The 18,202-nt window shown below is 56.6% G+C and carries 17 protein-coding genes; 7 read left to right on the plus strand and 10 right to left on the minus strand.

From position 1 onward, the window contains the following. Positions 1–26 precede the first annotated feature (26 nt). The 3 genes from ASD54_RS11530 (at position 27) to ASD54_RS11540 (ending at position 4,974) form a co-directional block, all read left to right on the plus strand. A complete protein-coding gene (locus tag ASD54_RS11530) occupies positions 27–3,842 on the plus strand; it encodes a vitamin B12-dependent ribonucleotide reductase (RefSeq protein WP_062554685.1) in 3,816 nt (1,271 codons plus the stop codon). Positions 3,843–3,914: 72 nt separating this feature from the next. Next, on the plus strand, positions 3,915–4,658 hold the full coding sequence (locus ASD54_RS26130) for a DUF4145 domain-containing protein (RefSeq protein ID WP_082547175.1): 744 nt from the start codon (positions 3,915–3,917) through the stop codon (positions 4,656–4,658). 28 nt (positions 4,659–4,686) lie between these two features. Continuing rightward, on the plus strand, positions 4,687–4,974 hold the full coding sequence (locus tag ASD54_RS11540; protein ID WP_062554687.1) for a helix-turn-helix domain-containing protein: 288 nt from the start codon (positions 4,687–4,689) through the stop codon (positions 4,972–4,974). Positions 4,975–5,239: 265 nt separating this feature from the next. Here the strand turns inward: ASD54_RS11540 and ASD54_RS11545 are convergent, their stop codons facing one another. The 6 genes from ASD54_RS11545 to ASD54_RS26575 all read right to left on the minus strand — a co-directional run bounded on the left by ASD54_RS11545 (position 5,240) and on the right by ASD54_RS26575 (position 9,695). Next, entirely contained in the window at positions 5,240–5,542 is a 303-nt protein-coding gene (locus ASD54_RS11545; protein ID WP_062554688.1) for a hypothetical protein, read from the minus strand. A 408-nt stretch (positions 5,543–5,950) separates the two neighbouring features. Further along, the gene (locus tag ASD54_RS11550) at positions 5,951–6,763 is read right to left on the minus strand and encodes an SDR family oxidoreductase (RefSeq protein WP_062554689.1); all 813 of its coding nucleotides are present in this window, start codon (positions 6,761–6,763) and stop codon (positions 5,951–5,953) included. A gap of 142 nt (positions 6,764–6,905) precedes the next feature. Further along, on the minus strand, positions 6,906–7,883 hold the full coding sequence (gene ftsZ, locus ASD54_RS11555; protein ID WP_062554690.1) for a cell division protein FtsZ: 978 nt from the start codon (positions 7,881–7,883) through the stop codon (positions 6,906–6,908). Positions 7,884–8,156: 273 nt separating this feature from the next. Further along, entirely contained in the window at positions 8,157–8,795 is a 639-nt protein-coding gene (locus ASD54_RS11565) for an outer membrane beta-barrel protein (RefSeq protein ID WP_062554819.1), read from the minus strand. Positions 8,796–9,019: 224 nt separating this feature from the next. Further along, positions 9,020–9,418 carry a cytochrome c family protein gene (locus ASD54_RS11570; protein WP_062554692.1) on the minus strand — a complete coding sequence of 133 codons (399 nt, stop codon included), beginning with the start codon at positions 9,416–9,418 and terminating at the stop codon, positions 9,020–9,022. A gap of 73 nt (positions 9,419–9,491) precedes the next feature. Next, on the minus strand, positions 9,492–9,695 hold the full coding sequence (locus ASD54_RS26575) for a hypothetical protein (protein WP_156379167.1): 204 nt from the start codon (positions 9,693–9,695) through the stop codon (positions 9,492–9,494). A gap of 394 nt (positions 9,696–10,089) precedes the next feature. Between ASD54_RS26575 and ASD54_RS11580 the strand changes: the two genes are divergently transcribed. Further along, positions 10,090–10,410, plus strand: a complete 321-nt coding sequence (locus tag ASD54_RS11580; RefSeq protein WP_062554694.1) for a DUF1883 domain-containing protein — start codon at positions 10,090–10,092, stop codon at positions 10,408–10,410. On the opposite strand, the gene ASD54_RS11585 is transcribed toward ASD54_RS11580, so the two are convergent. Together ASD54_RS11585 and ASD54_RS11590 are read right to left on the minus strand one after the other, a co-directional pair. Beyond that, positions 10,407–11,723, minus strand: a complete 1,317-nt coding sequence (locus ASD54_RS11585; protein ID WP_062554695.1) for a replication-associated recombination protein A — start codon at positions 11,721–11,723, stop codon at positions 10,407–10,409. The genes ASD54_RS11580 and ASD54_RS11585 overlap by 4 nt on opposite strands. Continuing rightward, positions 11,720–13,090, minus strand: coding sequence for a DegQ family serine endoprotease (locus ASD54_RS11590; RefSeq protein WP_244484742.1), 1,371 nt, complete (start codon positions 13,088–13,090; stop codon positions 11,720–11,722). The genes ASD54_RS11585 and ASD54_RS11590 overlap by 4 nt, the downstream gene beginning before the upstream one ends. Positions 13,091–13,401: 311 nt before the next feature. On the opposite strand from ASD54_RS11590, the gene ASD54_RS11595 reads away from it, so the two are divergent. Next, a complete protein-coding gene (locus tag ASD54_RS11595) occupies positions 13,402–13,704 on the plus strand; it encodes a hypothetical protein (RefSeq protein WP_244484743.1) in 303 nt (100 codons plus the stop codon). 69 nt (positions 13,705–13,773) lie between these two features. On the opposite strand, the gene ASD54_RS11600 is transcribed toward ASD54_RS11595, so the two are convergent. After that, a complete protein-coding gene (locus ASD54_RS11600) occupies positions 13,774–14,118 on the minus strand; it encodes a hypothetical protein (protein ID WP_062554698.1) in 345 nt (114 codons plus the stop codon). 215 nt (positions 14,119–14,333) lie between these two features. Then, complete coding sequence (gene ilvD / locus ASD54_RS11605; RefSeq protein ID WP_062554699.1) at positions 14,334–16,169, minus strand: dihydroxy-acid dehydratase; 1,836 nt, start codon at positions 16,167–16,169, stop codon at positions 14,334–14,336. Between the two features lie 241 nt (positions 16,170–16,410). Here ilvD and msrP point away from each other — a divergent pair, with 241 nt between their 5' ends. Together msrP and msrQ are read left to right on the plus strand one after the other, a co-directional pair. After that, positions 16,411–17,355, plus strand: a complete 945-nt coding sequence (gene msrP, locus ASD54_RS11610; RefSeq protein WP_062554700.1) for a protein-methionine-sulfoxide reductase catalytic subunit MsrP — start codon at positions 16,411–16,413, stop codon at positions 17,353–17,355. Next, positions 17,355–17,999, plus strand: coding sequence for a protein-methionine-sulfoxide reductase heme-binding subunit MsrQ (gene msrQ, locus ASD54_RS11615; protein WP_062554701.1), 645 nt, complete (start codon positions 17,355–17,357; stop codon positions 17,997–17,999). The genes msrP and msrQ overlap by 1 nt, the downstream gene beginning before the upstream one ends. Positions 18,000–18,202 lie beyond the last annotated feature (203 nt).

An 18,202-nucleotide genomic window follows, 5' to 3' on the forward strand; every position in this document is an offset into this window, starting at 1 on the left:
CGGGGCGCATAACAAGGACGAGAGACATGCGCATTGAACGTCGTTTCACGAAGCCAGGCGTTGGCGCCTATGCGGAAATCGAATTCCGCAAGGCCACGAGTGAGATCCGCAATCCGGACGGTTCCATCGTGTTCCGTCTTGCGGATATTGATGTGCCCGCACAGTTCAGCCAGGTTGCGACAGACGTTCTGGCGCAGAAGTATTTCCGCAAGGCCGGTGTGCCGAAGATCCTCAAGAAGGTTGAAGAGAATGACGTTCCTTCCTTCCTTTGGCGTTCGGTGGCGGACGAAAAGGCGCTGAAGGAACTGCCGGAAGGCGAACGTTACGGTTCTGAAGTCGATGCGCGCCAGGTCTTCGACCGCCTTGCAGGCACCTGGACTTACTGGGGCTGGAAGGGCGGCTATTTCTCGTCTGAAGAAGATGCAGCGGCATTCCGTGATGAACTGGCCTACATGCTGGCCACGCAGCGCGTCGCCCCCAATTCCCCGCAATGGTTCAACACCGGCCTGCACTGGGCCTATGGCATCGATGGTCCGGGTCAAGGCCACTTTTATGTCGATCCCTTCACAGGCAAGCTGACGAAGTCGAAGTCGTCCTACGAACACCCGCAGCCGCATGCCTGCTTCATCCAGTCCGTTGAGGACGATCTCGTCAATGAAGGCGGCATCATGGACCTGTGGGTTCGTGAAGCACGCCTGTTCAAGTATGGCTCCGGCACCGGTTCCAACTTCTCCTATCTGCGTGGCGAAGGCGAAAAGCTTTCGGGCGGCGGCCGCTCGTCCGGCCTCATGAGCTTCCTGAAGATCGGTGACCGTGCGGCGGGTGCCATCAAGTCCGGCGGCACGACACGCCGCGCGGCCAAGATGGTGGTTGTTGACATCGATCATCCGGATATCGAGGAATACATCGACTGGAAGGTGAAGGAAGAGCAGAAGGTTGCGGCGCTCGTGACCGGCTCCAAGGTCGTCTCCAAGCACCTGAAGGCCATCATGAAGGCCTGCGTGAATTGTGAGGCTGACGGCGACGATTGCTTCGACCCGACCAAGAACCCTGCCCTGAAGCGCGAAATCCGCGCTGCCAAGAAGGATCAGGTTCCGGAAAACTACGTTAAGCGCGTCATCCAGTTCGCACGCCAAGGTTACAAGGATCTTGAGTTCAAGACCTATGACACGGACTGGGATTCGGAAGCCTATCTGACGGTTGCGGGCCAGAACTCCAACAACTCCGTTTCGCTGAAGGATGACTTCCTGCGCGCTGTTGAAAACGACGGCACCTGGAACCTGACCGCCCGCAAGGACGGCAAGGTCATGAAGACGCTGAAGGCGCGTGATCTGTGGGAGAAGATTTCCTACGCGGCTTGGGCGTCTGCCGATCCGGGCCTGCACTTCAACACCACCATGAACGACTGGCACACCTGCCCGGCGGCTGGCCCGATCCGCGCATCCAACCCGTGCTCGGAATACATGTTCCTGGATGATACGGCGTGCAACCTCGCCTCTCTGAACCTGCTGCAGTTCAAGGATGCCAAGACAAAGCGCATCAACATCGCGGACTACGAACATTCCTGCCGCTTGTGGACGGTGGTTCTCGAAATCTCCGTGATGATGGCGCAGTTCCCGTCGCGTCAGATTGCAGAACTTTCCTACCAGTACCGCACGCTGGGCCTCGGTTACGCAAACATCGGCGGTCTGCTGATGTCTTCCGGCATTCCGTATGACTCGGCTGAAGGCCGTGCCATTGCCGGTTCGCTGACCGCGATCATGACCGGTGTTGCCTATGCGACGTCCGCCGAAATCGCCTCCGAACTCGGCCCCTTCCCCGGCTTTGCTCCGAACCGCGAAAACATGCTGCGCGTCATGCGCAACCATCGTCGTGCGGCCTATGGCGAAGCAACCGGCTATGAGGGCCTGTCCGTCAACCCGGTTCCGCTGACCCATTCGGAAAATCCGGATCAGGATCTGGTTGCCCATGCCAAGGCTGCCTGGGACAAGGCGCTGGAGCTTGGCGAAAAGCACGGCTACCGCAATGCCCAGACGACCGTCATCGCGCCGACCGGCACGATTGGCCTCGTCATGGATTGCGATACGACCGGTATCGAGCCGGACTTTGCTCTGGTGAAGTTCAAGAAGCTGGCCGGTGGCGGCTACTTCAAGATCATCAACGGTGCCGTTCCGGAAGCTCTGCGCACGCTGGGTTACTCGGAAAGCCAGATTGCCGAAATCGAAGCCTATGCAGTTGGCCACGGCAACCTCAACCAGGCGCCGGGCGTCAACCCTTCGACGCTGCGTGCCAAGGGCTTCACCGATGAGAAGATCGAAGCCGTCAACGGTGCGCTGAAGGCTGCCTTCGACATCAAGTTCGTCTTCAACCAGTGGACGCTCGGTGCGGACTTCCTCAAGGACACCCTCAAGGTTTCCGATGAGCAGCTTTCTGACATGAGCTTCAACCTTCTGGAGCATCTCGGCTTTGCGAAGAAGGACATCGAAGCGGCAAACGTACATGTTTGCGGCGCAATGACGCTGGAAGGCGCACCGTTCCTGAAGAATGAGCACTTGGCCGTGTTCGATTGCGCCAATCCTTGCGGCAAGATCGGCAAGCGTTATCTCTCCGTGGAATCCCACATCCGCATGATGGCGGCTGCACAGCCCTTCATCTCCGGTGCGATTTCCAAGACGATCAACATGCCGAACGAGGCAACCGTTGAGGATTGCGGTAGCGCCTACATGCTCTCCTGGAAGCTGGCGCTGAAGGCCAACGCGCTGTACCGCGATGGTTCCAAGCTGTCCCAGCCGCTCAACGCCTCGCTGATCGAAGACGAGGATGATGAGGATGCAGTCGAAGACTTCATCCAGGCACCGGCAGCGGCGCAGGCCGTTCAGGTGACCGAGAAGATCATCGAGCGCGTTATCGAACGTGTCACCCGCGAGCGTGAGAAGCTGCCGAACCGCCGTCAGGGTTACACCCAGAAGGCCAATGTCGGCGGACACAAGGTGTATCTGCGCACCGGCGAATTCGGTGACGGTCGCATCGGCGAAATCTTCATCGATATGCACAAGGAAGGCGCTGCTTTCCGTGCGATGATGAACAACTTTGCCATCGCGATTTCGCTGGGTCTGCAGTACGGCGTGCCGCTGGAAGAATATGTGGAGGCCTTCACCTTCACCAAGTTCGAACCGGCTGGCATCGTGACCGGCAACGACGCGATCAAGAACGCCACGTCGATCCTCGACTACGTGTTCCGCGAACTCGCCGTGTCCTACCTCGGACGTCACGATCTGGCGCATGTCGATACGTCGGACTTCTCCAACACCGCACTCGGCAAGGGCATTCAGGAAGGCAAGACCAACCTGGTTTCCACCGGCTGGACCCGTGGCCACAAGCCAACGCTGGTTTCCAGCAGCAGCCTGGACCGCGCTGGTTCGGAACCGAAGGGTTCTGCCACTGCGGCACCGGCCAAGGCTTCCGGCGCTGGCAACGTAACCGCCTTTGCAGGCTCTGCCGCCCGCAAGCTGGAAGCAACGGTTGCCATCTCGACCTCGGAAGTCGTTTCCTTCAAGCGCGATTATGAAGAGCGCGCCAAGGAATTGGCGGAAGAGATTGCCGAGGAAGCGGTGGCCGATGAAGGCCAGCAGGCTGCGACCGCCCTCTTCTCCGACAAGGCAGCCGCCGACGCGGCGACAGCAAAGACGGAAGCGAAGAAGGTGGAAGCCGAACGCCGTATGCGCTCCATCGCACAGGGCTATACCGGCAACATGTGCACCGAGTGCCAGAACTTTACCATGGTGCGCAACGGCACCTGCGAGAAGTGCGACACGTGCGGCGCCACGAGCGGATGCAGCTGAGTAAAGAGAGTTTGAAGTGAATGCGGCCCGGGGGAAACCTCGGGCCTTTTGTCATTAAGATGAGGGCAGCCAATGAGAGAGTTCAACTGGACATGCCCTTACTGCTCAAGCCACCAAACGGTCGTCACTGCCAAGTACGATGTGTCCACAGTCCGCTTTGACTTAGGCGATACCGTCGACGGAAAATGTATTGGCGTGCAAATTGTATCGATTGGATGTTCAAATTCAACTTGCAAGAATGTCACAATCACGCTCTCGTACGGAACACTAAAGGAAAGTCAATTCAACGATGACTACAGAATCAATGAAAAGATCCTAGATCTACCTATAAAACCAGAAAGCCGCGCACGCTCTCTACCAAATTTTATTCCAGCTCCAATCGCTCAAGACTACTTGGAGGCGTGCCGGATATCGAAGCTAAGCCCGAAGGCATCCGCAACGCTATCAAGGCGATGCTTACAAGGCATGATTAGAGACTTCTGTGGCATAAGAGAGAAATCACTAAACCTAGAAATTAATGAACTAAAAAAGCAATTCAACGAAGGTCAAGCGCCGCGGGGCGTGTCTGAAGAGAGCTTTGAGGCCATAGAAGCGATCCGGAAGATTGGCAATATTGGTGCTCATATGGAAAAAGATATCAACGTAATCGTTGATATCGATCCAGACGAAGCCGAACTGCTGCTCAGTCTTGTCGAAAATCTTTTCGATGACTGGTATATTGAACGTCAAAGGCGGCAAGACAGGTTGGCTCGCGTTACTGCTAGTGCTGAAGCAAAGGAAGCGGCGAGAAGGGTCCCTCCTCCTAACCAAGAGTAACGACATAAACCGACCAGGCCTTTCCGCCATGACCGACGAGGAAGCGGAAGCCAATGCGCTTGCCGACCCCGATAATCCGCCGATGACGCAAGAAGAGTTGCGGGCCGCGCAGCGCAGGCCGCAGGTGAAAGTCATGCGGCGCGCATTGAGGCTTACCCAGGAAGAATTTGCCGAACGCTATCAGATCCCGCTGGGCACATTGCGGGATTGGGAACAGGGCCGCTCAGTGCCAGACCAGACGGCGCAGGCCTATTTGAGGGTCATCGCGAAAAATCCGGTCGGTACTGCAGAGGCGCTGGCTAAGAGTGCTGTGTAAGTCGCTCCGCAAGACACGCGACGTGCCGCTTCACCCCCCTCTGTCCTGCCGGACATCTCCCCCTCAAGGGGGGAGATCGATTCGCGGCGAAGCCCAACGCACTCTTCTGGTTATCCGCAAGAGGCAATCTCCAGTTTACGCGACTGCCGAGCGGTAACGTCTGGCCGATCTCCCCCCTTGAGGGGGAGATGTCCGGCAGGACAGAGGGGGGTGAGCCACGGATACAAGTTTGCGTTCTGCAACTGAACTGTCCGCCTCAGCATGATCAGGATGGGTCCCCGAAACTGGATAATCTGGCAGATGGCACGGCGAGCATTTGCGGCTCACGGCCCTGGGCTTGCGTGAGCGCTTCGAAATCCGCGTGATCGAGAACGAGCGCCGGCTGGCGATCCTGTCGTGCGGGTGGCGTGGGTAATGTGAGCTTGATCCGAAGTCGCAGGGTCCAGATCGCCAACCCCAGCACGCCCAGCACAAATACCGGCGGCACAAGGAGCCACAGGGCCTTGATGGCATCTGGAGACGCGCGAAACGTGGCCAGTAGATCGGCCCAGAGATTATAGTCCTGCATGAGGCAAGCCGCCCTGCTCTATTGCGAGTTCAAACCGAACGGACAACGGCACACCAGCAGGCGCAACGTGCGCCTCTGGCGACCGGGGAGTTCGTAAATCGCACACCGACGACCGCCCCGACCTTTAGGTGCAAGCACCTTGGACATACGTCGGGGCCTCCCCAGCCATAGAGGGTGGGAGAGCCTTATAGGGCAGACTCAAGCGCTCAGCCACCGAATAGTAGCTGAGAGGGCATCTCGTTAGGCGGATGCCAGTCGAAGTGTGTGGGGTTACGAGCCCCGGGATCGACCCGTTCAAGCCGATCCCGCAACCACACTATGTCACTCTGGTTGTTACATCCATTGCGAGAAGTGGTGATTATTTTCCGTGGATGCGCAGATACTTGGGTGTCGCGCCAGTTCCGCCCGCTACCCCTGCAACTTCTCCTTCGGCACCGGTGCATCATCATAACCGCCATAGACGGACTGATCGAAGGGGATAACAGCGCCAGTCATCATGCCGCTTTCCTCGGATGCCATCCAGAGAACCGTGCGGGCCACCTCCTTCGGGTTGAGTATGCGGCCAAAGGGTTTGGTCGCGGCGGCACGATCGATGAAATCCGGATCGCCGGTTTCAGAGAGGATCAGCTTGCGCTCGTGATCCGAGTTCATCCAGCCAATATCCAACTGGTTGACATGGATACGGTGACGCATGAGCGCGTAAGCCGCGTTGCGGGTCAGCGTGGCCAGTGCGCCCTTGGAGGCGGAATAGGGCGCAAGAAAGGGCTGACCGGCGAGGCTAGACATGGAGCCGATATTTACCACCCTGCCCTCGATGCCATCGCGGATCATCAGCCTGGCGGCATCCTGCAGCAGGAAGAACGGCGCACGGGCATTGATCGCAAACATGCGGTCGAACAGTTCCGGCGTGGTGTTGAGAATATTGCCACGATCAGTCAGCCCCGCCGCATTGACGAGAATATCAACCTTGCCGAAGCGTTTGTCGGCTGCTGGAATAACGGTACGGACAGCATCGATATCGGCAAGATCGGCAGCAACAACCTCGACGGCAATTCCTGTCGCACCGGTAATACGGTCTGCCACTCCCCGGCCCTTTTCCGCATCGCGCCCGACAATGATGATGCCGCCTGCGCCTGCCGCGGCAAAGCGCTCGGCAATGGCGGCACCCAGCCCTTGCGTGCCACCGGTTATAACCGCGATTTTTCCCTCAATCCGACTCATGGCTTCCTCCCAACCCACTTGATGAGAAATGGATAAGGTCCATGAGGGAGTTTGCATAGAGCGCATGTCACCGGTCATGAAAAAGCGGCGGAGCCGTTTCCAGCCCCGCCGCCTGTCACTTCCGGCAAATGGTTCAGGCCGATCACTCAGCCGCGAGCGGCTGGCCTTCCAGACCCGTTGCCACAACGGAAACGCGGAAACGGCCATCAAGATTGCGGTCGAAAATCGCGCCAACCACGATATCGGCCTCATCCTGCACTTCATCGCGGATACGGCTGGCGGCCTCATCCACTTCGAACAGCGTCATATCCATACCGCCGGAAATGGAGATGAGAACGCCGCGCGCGCCGCGCACGGAGATATCGTCCAGCAGCGGGTTTGCGATGGCGGCTTCCGCAGCGCGCATGGCGCGGCCCTGGCCTTCCGCCTCACCCGTACCCATCATGGCGCGGCCCATGCCCCGCATGACAGATTTCACATCGGCGAAATCGAGGTTGATCAGACCTTCCTTGACGATGAGATCCGTAATGCAGCCCACGCCTGCGAAGAGAACGCGGTCCGCAGTCATGAAGGCATCGGCAAAGGTGGTCTTGGCGTCTGCAATGCGGAAGAGGTTCTGGTTCGGGATCACGATCACCGTGTCAGCGGCCTGGCGCAGTTCCTCGATCCCGGCTTCAGCCGTCTTCATGCGGCGATTGCCTTCGAAGGTGAAAGGCTTCGTGACGACACCGACCGTGAGGATACCGGCAGAGCGGGCAGCCCGCGCGATGACCGGAGCTGCACCCGTGCCGGTTCCTCCGCCCATGCCTGCCGTTACAAAGCACATATGGGAGCCGGAGAGATGATCCATGATCTCATCGATGGATTCTTCCGCAGCGGCACGACCGACATCCGGCAGCGAGCCGGCGCCCAGACCCTCGGTCACATGGGCACCGAGCTGAATACGGCGCTGCGCCTTGGACGTGGCCAGCACCTGCGCATCCGTGTTGGCGGCGATGAATTCTACGCCTGCCAGCTCTTCCGCAATCATGTTGTTGATCGCGTTACCGCCGCCACCGCCGACGCCGATAACTGTGATGTGCGGCTGCAAACCGGAAATGCCGCCTCTGGCGTCGATCATCGCTCTCTCCTTGTCACTTCAATTTCATCGGCTTCTCTCGAAGCCCTTCAGTCTTCACATTCATTGCCGGGCCGGATTGTGCCGCTTTGCAATCCGATGAGCTGCACGTGCGCTCGAATCAGACAGGCCCGGCCCGTATCCCATTTCGAGTGCCCCGCCAAACATGGCATTGGCAAGGCGAAATACCACTAAAGTGAGCTGCATGGGCAGTTCAAACAAAATGGCCCTCCCGAATTGCGAGAGAGCCATTGGAATTCCTGACAGTCGGGCGACTTAGAACTTGTAGTTCACGCCAGCCTTGACGGTGTGATCATGCACATCCTGCTCGGAGGCAACACCACCCGCAAAGCTTCGAACATTCGGCGTTCCGGTGTAATTGTATTCTACCTTGGCCGAGATCTTGTCGTTGAACTTCTGCTCGATGCCAGCGCCAACGATGTAGCCTGCCTTCCAGCCATCCGGGCCCGAGACGCCGCCGTTATCGCGGAAGTTGGTCATGGCCATACCGGCCGTACCGTACAGGAGCGTCTGATCGAGCGGAACGCCTGCCTTCGCCTTCAGGCCCAGACGATGACGCTCTTCCAGCTTGCCACCATTGACCTTCACGTCAGCATCGCCGAGGTAGGACAATTCGCCTTCACCGCCGACAACAACGCCGCCGACATCCGCCTGATAACCACCCTGAACGCCAGCAGCAACGCCCTTGCCACCCTTGAAGGGGTTCAAACGGCGCGAAACAAAACCGCCATGCGCACCAACATAGGCGCCATCCCAGTTGCCGCTGCGTGCAGCAGGCTCGTTATAGGCAGGCGGTTCCTGATAGGATGAAGTGAGGTCTGCTGCGGAAGCGGTCGTGGCGAGCGGAGCAGTAAGGCTGGCAATGACGGCCAGGGCAAGCGGCTTCTTGATCATGTTCGTAAACTCCATACACAGCCCACGTATGGCCGATGCGCGGGCGATCATCGGGACATCCTCGGTCTGTGAAAGCGGCCTCCCTTTGCCCCAGCCTCATTCATCAGACCTTGCCAATACATTCTCCATTTTTCACGAATCTATAAACACATCCTTAACCAGGGAGACGCGGCCTGGGGAAAACCTGCCTTTAGGCGGCCACGCACAAAATGACCCCGAAACCGTCACTGGTTTGCCTTGATGTAAGCCACGACATCATCGATTTCCGATCGAAACCAGAACCCCCAGAAGCGCATGCTGGTGCCCGGCACCTTGCTCTTCGGGCTTCGCAGGAACTCTGAAAGCGCAGCCTCGTCCCAGACAAGACCCTTCGCGCCCGCTTCCGTCATTGCGGGGGAATATCGGAAGTTCGGGACTGTGCCGGCAGTTCTGCCAATGACACCGTTCAAGGTTGGCCCGAAGCCATTGCTGTTCGTCTGAAGCGTATGGCAGCTCGCGCATTGCTTGAAGATCTGCTCGCCGCGGCGCAAATCGGCGGCAAGCGTCTGCCCTGCAATCGCCAACATCGCAAAGGGGGCAGAGAAACGCATGAGGAATAGGAGGAAGCATGATGAATGGCGCATGCTTCGCCAAGTAGCGCGCAGGGCGACGACTGGGAAGTCCATACAGCCCCCCCGATCGACGATCGAGATGAAATTACGCAGCCTTCTTCTTCGGCGCGGGCACATCGACCCTGTAACACATGGGGATCCAAGGGGTGTGGAACATGGAGGGAGAGCGCGATTCCATATATTGTTCAGGATGGATCTTACGAGGACCGCCGTAGTCTTCTTCTACATATTCATTGATCTGCTGATTTTCGTCTTCAAAATAAAAGTTGTCATTCGAGCCTGACGTCATTGCGTCCTCTCCTCATGATATTCGTTTTTTTATGATTTGATACTTAGTGCGTTTACTCAGTAATACATTCAACACCGGTTTTGAGATTGCCGGAGCGGCTGACTAATCTCTCCGCCTTCGATGTTGGCGGCGATCTAACACATAAAATTTGAACTTTCACTCGCATTCTATAAAACCTGCTGCAGTTTTATTAAAATTTTTTGACAATACAGAATGTATTTTAATTGCAAATCATATTCAAAAGATGTCCCTTTATCACGTTCATTCCCGTATTAAATAATATCTTTACTGTAAATTATAATATTCAGTCTCGTCCGGAGAGACGAATGCAGACCTACCGAACTTTAACACTTTGCGTTCTAACTACGGGCAGCAGACTGTTCTGGAGTTGGAAATGGCAGGCCCGAGTTTTCGTTTCACACATTATGATCTTAAGCAGCAGCGCGCTGGCACCACGATCGAAGTGACAATGAGTGCGGTAAACAACGTGCGGCTGATGAATGCCACTGCCTGGCAGCGCTTCAACGAGCGTCTCGACTTCAAGTATATCGGAGGCGTTGCGAAAAAATCGCCGATCCGACTGGTCGTTCCGGAAGACGGAACGTGGCATCTCATCGTTGATGCGGAAGGCCACCATGGACTGGCAGATTCCTCCGTGAAAATGGTGGCGCCACCTGCCAATAGCATTCCAGCGCCCAAGCAGAGCCGCGGTTAACGCGGGTTTCGTTCGCGCCTCAGCTTGTCCCACCAGTCGAGCCGCTTGCGGATCTCGCGCTCGAAACCGCGTTCCGGTGGATCGTAGAAAGTCACTCTGCCCATCTTTTCCGGGAAGTAATCCTGACCGGAAAAGGCATCGGGCTCGTCGTGATCATAACGGTATCCGTCGCCATAGCCCTCACCCTTCATAAGCTTGGTGGGTGCATTGAGAATATGCTTTGGCGGCACGAGAGAGCCGTGCTCCTTGGCGGCGCGCATCGCAGCTTTGTAGGCAGTGTAGACACCGTTCGACTTGGGAGCGGTTGCCAGGTAAACGCAAGCCTGCGCCAAAGCCAGCTCACCCTCAGGTGATCCGAGATAGTCATAGGCATCCTTGGCCGCATTACACACCACCAATGCCTGCGGATCGGCTAGCCCGATGTCTTCCACCGCCATGCGAACCAATCGGCGGCCAATGTAAAGAGGATCCTCGCCCGCGTCGAACATTCGGCAAAGATAGTAGAGCGCGGCATCGGGATCGGATCCGCGCACGGATTTATGCAGGGCAGAGATCAGATTGTAGTGGCCGTCCTGGCTTTTGTCGTAGACCGGAGCTCGCCTTTGAACGATTGCGCTCAAGCCATCGACATCGAAAATCTCATTTGCCCGAGCCGCACGCCAGACTTCCTCAGCAAGTGTCAGAACCGCCCGCCCATCGCCATCCGCCATCCTTAGAAGTGCGCCGCGCGCACTATCATCGAGCGGAAGCGGCTTGCCTTCGGCTTGCTCCGCGCGCAGCAGGAGTTCGCTCAGGCTCTCCTCGTCATGAGAACGGAAGGTCAGCACCCGCGCCCTGGACAGGAGAGCGGCGTTCAATTCGAAACTTGGGTTTTCTGTCGTTGCGCCGACAAGGATCACCGTGCCGTCTTCCATGACCGGCAGGAAGCTGTCCTGCTGCGCCCGGTTGAAGCGATGAATCTCATCGACGAACAGCAATGTCTGTCGCCCATCATGCCTGCGCAGCCGTGCTGTTTCGAACACTTTCTTGAGATCGGCCACACCCGAAAAAATGGCGGATATCTGCTCGAACGCCAGACCGGCTTCACCTGACAGCAATCTTGCGACCGTCGTTTTTCCTGTCCCGGGCGGTCCCCAGAAGATCATCGATCCAAGCGAACCCGACGCGATCATCCGGCGTAGGACGCCATCTTCGCCCGTGAGGTGCGACTGGCCCGTCACCTCCGCAAGGGAGGTGGGGCGCAGCCTGTCCGCGAGCGGCCGACGATTGGCGACGGCTTCCGGAATCCTGGGCGCGAACAGATCGCCGCTCATCTGAAGAATTGACGGATACGCTGGCCGCCACGCTCGATCTCTACACGCCAAAAGCCGGGATTGTCTTCCACCAGAGCTGCCATTGCCTTTGTGGATGGCACAGGATCGCCGTTCACCGATACGATGATATCACCCGCCTGGAAACCAAGACGCGCACCGGGGGAATTTTTGACGACTTCCGTGACGACAACCCCCGTCTTGTCTGTCGGAAGACGCACTTCCGTCGCAAGACGCGGCGAGAGATTGGCGACCCGCAACCCAGCAAAGGGATTTCTGCCCTCGATCAGGCGAACATCGCGCGGCACGCTTTCCGGAGCGGCACCAATGACCATGCTAAGTTCACGCTGTGCGCCACCCTGCTGGACGGTCAGCTTTGTTGCATTACCAAGGCCAGCTGTCGTCAGACGATACCAAAGCGCATCAGGGTGTTCGACCGAGATGCCGTTGACGCCCGTTACCACTTCGCCAGCCTTCAAGCCAGCCTTGTCCGCGGGACCACCCTCAGTCACGCTAACCACCAAAGCGCCACGCGCCGTCTTCAACCCGAGCGCTTCTGCGACTTCGGAGGTCACTGGCTGGAAGGTTGCACCAACATAGGGACGCTCGAACGATTTCTTGCCGGCTTCTGCCGCCTGAAGGAAGACCTTTACGAGATTGGCGGGAATAGCAAAGCCAATGCCGTTCGAACCGCCGCCCCTGGAGAAGATCGCGGTATTGATGCCGATCAGTTCGCCTTTCATGTTCATCAAGGCGCCCCCGGAATTGCCGGGATTGATCGAGGCATCCGTCTGGATGAAGAAGCCGACGTCGCCGTCGGTCACCTGATTACGGGCAAGTGCTGAGACTATGCCGCTCGTCACGGTCTGCCCAACGCCAAAGGGATTTCCGATTGCCAGAACCAGATCGCCGACCTCTACCGCGTCCGAATTGCCTATGCCGAGAACCGGGAACTGTTCATTCGCCTTGATCTTCAGAACAGCCAGATCGATGCTTTCATCCTTGAGCAGCACTTCGCATGGGAATTCACGACCGTCCGGAAGTGCGATCTTGATATCGTCAGCGCCTTCAATGACGTGCGTATTCGTCACGACGAGTCCGTTCTGAGAAACGATTACCCCGGACCCCAGCGAAGACTGCTTCTCCGATCGGTTCGGCATGCGCTGGTTGAAGAAACGTTCGAAGAACGGATCACCGGCAAAGGGATTGAGCCGCTGCACCACACGCTCAGCATAGACGTTGACGACCGCTCCTGCGGTCTGCTTCACAAGCGGCGCAAAAGATAGCTGCATTTGCTGCTGGCTTTGCGGAAGCGTCTTCTCCTGCGCCATGACGGGTAGTGGCTGCAGGAATGCCAAGGCTATCAACATACTGGATAGGGTTTTCGGCAGGTTGAGCATGTGATTCCTCTTCAACAAAGCAATGGTGACCTTGTAGCTGGATAGGTTAGAAAGGAAAGATGGCCGAACAAGGTGAAAGATGATCGTGGCTGGTTACTTAGGATCACTGCTGAGAAATGCCAGAAGCTGCGACAGAGATGATGCGAAAGCCGCTTTCGATGACACGCGGTGGAACCATTTTGCAGCTCATCCGTAATTTCCGCTCAAGACGGAGATACCTGATGACCCATGTCAAACCAGCGCTTCTGGTGGCCGTTCTGGCGACCCTTGCAAGCAACATCATGCTGCCAGAAACAAGCCATGCTGCCAGCTTCGATTGCACAAAGAGCGAGCTTGCGGCAGACGAAAAGACGATTTGCGAAGACAGGGCCCTGAACGATCTCGACGTCAAAATGGCCACGACTTTTGAAATTCTTACCGGCTTGATGCCTATGGGGAACCGGGATCTGGTGCGGGATGAGCAAGCGACTTGGCTGAAGAAGCGAACGACATGTGGAAGCGATGCGGCTTGCTTGCGAAGTGCGTATGAGGAGCGATTGAAGCAACTCAACGAGGCCTACAAGGGATTGATCAAGCCCCTTTAGAGCGGGGTTTGATCTCATGCCGGAAGAGCGGACCGGTCACCAGCGGTCCCGGTCGCCCTAGGCCGGGAATCAATCCCAGCTAAAGCCTTTATCTTTCATGTAGATGTTGCTGACACCCTTGCACCAGTCGACCTTGAAGTCGTCAGCACCGTATCCATCCCAGCTCACGCGGAATGGAACGACGCAATTTCCTTCATTGCTGAACCAGTCCATGTTGGCGTATTCGCCCGGCCTAATACGCGAATCGAGCCAGTTCTCGCTCCATTTGCCATTCTGGTATGTATAGAAGCCATTTATGGTGTAGCCATTGGCTCTGTTGTGAAGTCGAAACGCATAATCGCTGGCAGATGCAGAAATGCTTGCAAATGCAGATGCTGCGAACGCCAGGCAAAGTGCCAAGCCGAGCTTTTTCATGGATGAGTCCTCAGAAGCGAAGATGGGGGACAACAAGACTTGAAGATCGTTCGATCTTCTGTGGCACACAATACTTTCAGTTCATGAATACGATCTGAATACAAAATATGATATATATTCTAAATTTATAGGCTATGCTGCAACTATAAATTCAAACAAGAAAGGCGCCCCCCTGAGCGAGCGCCTTTCTCAAAATTAGCTAGCCTTGCAACTCATTATTCAGGCAGAATTCGGACCGCGCCCTTGTCTGCGCTGGATGCGAAAGCAGCATAGGCTTTCAATGCCGTTGTTACGTTACGCTTGCGCGGAGCAACCGGCTTCCAGCCCAGTTTATCCTGCTCGGCACGGCGAGCAGCCAGCTCGCTATCGGTAATCTTCAGGTTGATTGTACGGTTCGGAATATCGATTTCGATCATATCGCCGTTCTTCACCAGCCCAATTGCCCCGCCGTTTGCCGCTTCCGGTGAAGCATGACCGATCGAGAGACCTGAGGTACCGCCAGAAAAGCGGCCATCGGTGATGAGCGCACAGGCTTTACCCAGGCCTTTCGACTTCAAGTAGCTCGTCGGGTACAACATTTCCTGCATGCCTGGTCCACCCTTCGGTCCCTCATAACGGATGACGACGACATCACCCGCGACAACCTCGTTGCCGAGAATCGACTTAACAGCCGCATCCTGGCTTTCGTAAACCTTGGCAGGCCCGGTGAACTTGAGAATGGATTCATCGACACCAGCGGTTTTGACGATGCAGCCGTCCAGCGCGATATTTCCGTAAAGCACCGCCAAGCCTCCATCCTTCGAGAATGGGCTCTCAACCGAGCGGATAACGCCCTTTTCGCTGTCCGTATCGAGATCGTCCCAGCGTGAAGACTGGGAAAACGCAACCTGTGTAGGTACGCCACCCGGAGCCGCCTTGAAGAAGGTTCGAACGGTTTCCGAATTTGTGCGTGTGATATCCCACCGGTTGATGGCATCGCCGAGCGTTGCTTCGTGGACGGTCTTGCAGTCAGTATTCAAGAGACCGCCTCGCTCCAACTCGCCCAGAATGCGCATGATGCCGCCTGCGCGATGGACATCCTCCATATGGACATCCTGCTTCGCGGGTGCGACCTTCGAGAGGCAGGGCACCTTGCGCGAGAGGCGGTCTATGTCATCCATCGTGAAATCGACCCCGCCTTCGTGGGCTGCGGCAAGGATATGCAGAACGGTGTTCGTCGAGCCGCCCATCGCGATGTCGAGTGCCATGGCATTTTCAAATGCCTGTTTCGTGGCAATGTTGCGCGGCAGCACGCCCTCGTCTTCCTGCTCGTAATAACGGCGGGCGAGATCCACGATCAGGTGACCGGCCTCGACGAACAGCCGCTTGCGATCAGAATGGGTTGCGAGAGTAGAACCATTTCCGGGAAGCGAAAGACCAAGGGCCTCAGTCAAACAGTTCATGGAATTTGCGGTGAACATGCCGGAGCAGGAACCGCAGGTGGGACAAGCCGAACGCTCGATTACGGCCACTTCCTCATCCGAAATCTTGTCATCTGCAGCAGCGACCATCGCATCGACCAGATCGAGCGCGACTGTCTTGCCATGCAGAACGACTTTACCGGCTTCCATCGGACCGCCGGAAACAAACACGGCCGGGATATTGAGGCGCATTGCAGCATTCAGCATGCCGGGCGTGATCTTGTCGCAGTTCGAAATGCAGACCATGGCATCAGCACAATGGGCATTCACCATGTATTCCACGCTGTCGGCAATGATTTCACGCGAGGGCAGTGAATAGAGCATGCCATCGTGCCCCATCGCGATTCCGTCATCTACCGCGATCGTGTTGAATTCCTTGGCAATGCCGCCGGCTGCTTCAATTTCGCGCGCGACCAGCTGGCCGAGATCCTTCAGGTGTACGTGGCCGGGCACAAACTGGGTAAAGGAGTTAACGACAGCAATGATTGGCTTGCCGAAATCACTGTCTTTCACGCCGGTAGCACGCCACAAACCGCGCGCACCCGCCATATTGCGGCCGTGAGTCGTCGTTCTGGACCGGTAAGCAGGCATGGTGTTATCCTCGATTCAAAATCTGCCATCCATGTCGGCGGCAAGACCAATTGTTATGTCTAATCCCTACTCCAAAGGAATTTTGCTGTCACTATCAGCACAGGTCAAAGCGGTACGCCTCCGGCTCTCCGACATACACGAAAATGTTCCCCTCGATTTAATTTGCGTGAGGCCTGAAACTCTCCACCAACACGTTACGTAGTGATAGAAAGATCCAACATAGTGTTGAGAGAGAACTGCCATGAGTGTCTACCACCCTCCCAAAATCTCCTCGAACGAAATTACGCCCCAGCGGGTTTATTTGTCCCGTAGGACATTTATCGGCGGCGCAGCAGCAGGTCTCGTGCTTTCCGGCACGGCGGTGAGTGCCTCTGCTGCACCACTGCAGGCAAAGCCTGGGCCTTACAAGCTGGATGAAAAATTGACGCCGAAAGAGGCGGTAACGACCTATAACAATTTCTACGAGTTTGGCGTCAACAAGTCCGATCCCGCTCAAAATTCAGGAGACTTCAAGCCGACACCTTGGGCTGTGGCGGTGGAGGGTCTTGTCAACAAGCCAAAAACCTTCGGTCTGGAAGAGCTGATGAAAATGCAGCTCGAGGAGCGGACCTATCGGATGCGCTGCGTCGAAGGATGGTCGATGGTTATTCCGTGGATCGGCTTTCCGCTCAAGGCTCTGCTCGATCAGGTGGAGCCACAGGGCAGTGCCAAATACGTCGCGTTCGAAACCATTGTACGCCCTTCCGAGATGCCCGGCCAGAGCGGCTTCTTACAGCCTTTGTCCTGGCCCTATATTGAAGGGCTGCGCCTTGACGAGGCCGCTCATCCATTGACCATTCTTGCCGTGGGCCTTTATGGCGAGACCTTGCCCAATCAAAATGGCGCCCCTATCCGGCTGGTTGTGCCATGGAAATATGGATTCAAGAGCATCAAGTCGATCGTCAAGATCAAGCTCGTTGACAAGCAGCCGGATACAACGTGGAAGAATGCCAATGCCAAGGAGTATGGCTTCTATTCCAACGTCAATCCGGCCGTGGACCATCCACGCTGGAGTCAGGCCACAGAACAGCGGATTGGAGAGGGAAGCGGCTTGTTTCCTGACCGCAGGCCAACGCTGCCGTTTAACGGCTATGCGGAGGAAGTTGCCAGCCTCTATGCCGGAATGGACCTGAAGGCGAACTACTGATGCCTTCCTTTCCTGACCTCCCACGACGCTTGCACGGTCCAAGCGTCTGGGCCCTTTACCTCTTGGGCCTATTGCCTGCCGCGTGGTATGTTTACCAGGCAATGACCGGTGGTCTTGGTTTCAACCCGGTCAAGGGATTGGAGCACCTACTGGGCATCTGGGCGCTGCGTTTCTTGATTGCTGCGCTTGTCGTTACTCCCTTGCGCGACCTTACCGGCATAAACTGGTTTCGCTACCGGCGGGCGCTTGGTCTCCTCGGCTTCTATTATGTGCTCTTCCACTTCACCGTCTATGTCGTGCTGGATCTTCGGCTTGATATTCATGCCGTGTGGGCTGACATCGTGCGAAGGCCCTACATCACAATCGGCATGGCGTGCCTGATCCTGCTGCTACCTTTAGCCGCCACTTCGAATGGATGGTCAATTCGTAGTTTGGGCCCACGATGGAATACACTGCACAAACTGAGCTACATCATCCTGGCAGGGGCGGTTCTGCATTTCGTGCTGGCTCGGAAAAGTCTGACACTTGAACCGGCCACATATATTGCGATCGCGGCAGTCCTGCTGGGCTATCGGATTGTCCGCAAACCGCTTCAAAAATGGAGACGGCCCAAGCGACACAATCAACCGGTCCGACAAACTTGAACAAACGAGCCGGTGCAAGTCGCTTTCGAAGTGAAATGGTTCGAGACGCGACTGCACAGTGCCCAATGGCAGTTAGCTGCGATCCCACGGTGCCCTGACCGTTGAGAAACCAAAGACCGTATAAAGAAGGGTGGACCCCACCAAACGAAAAAACCGGTAGGTCGCCCTACCGGTTTTCTAATTAACGACTGACCTATGAGGAT

Source organism: Rhizobium sp. Root149 (assembly GCF_001427345.1).
In the GTDB taxonomy this organism is placed as follows: domain Bacteria; phylum Pseudomonadota; class Alphaproteobacteria; order Rhizobiales; family Rhizobiaceae; genus Neorhizobium; species Neorhizobium rhizoryzae.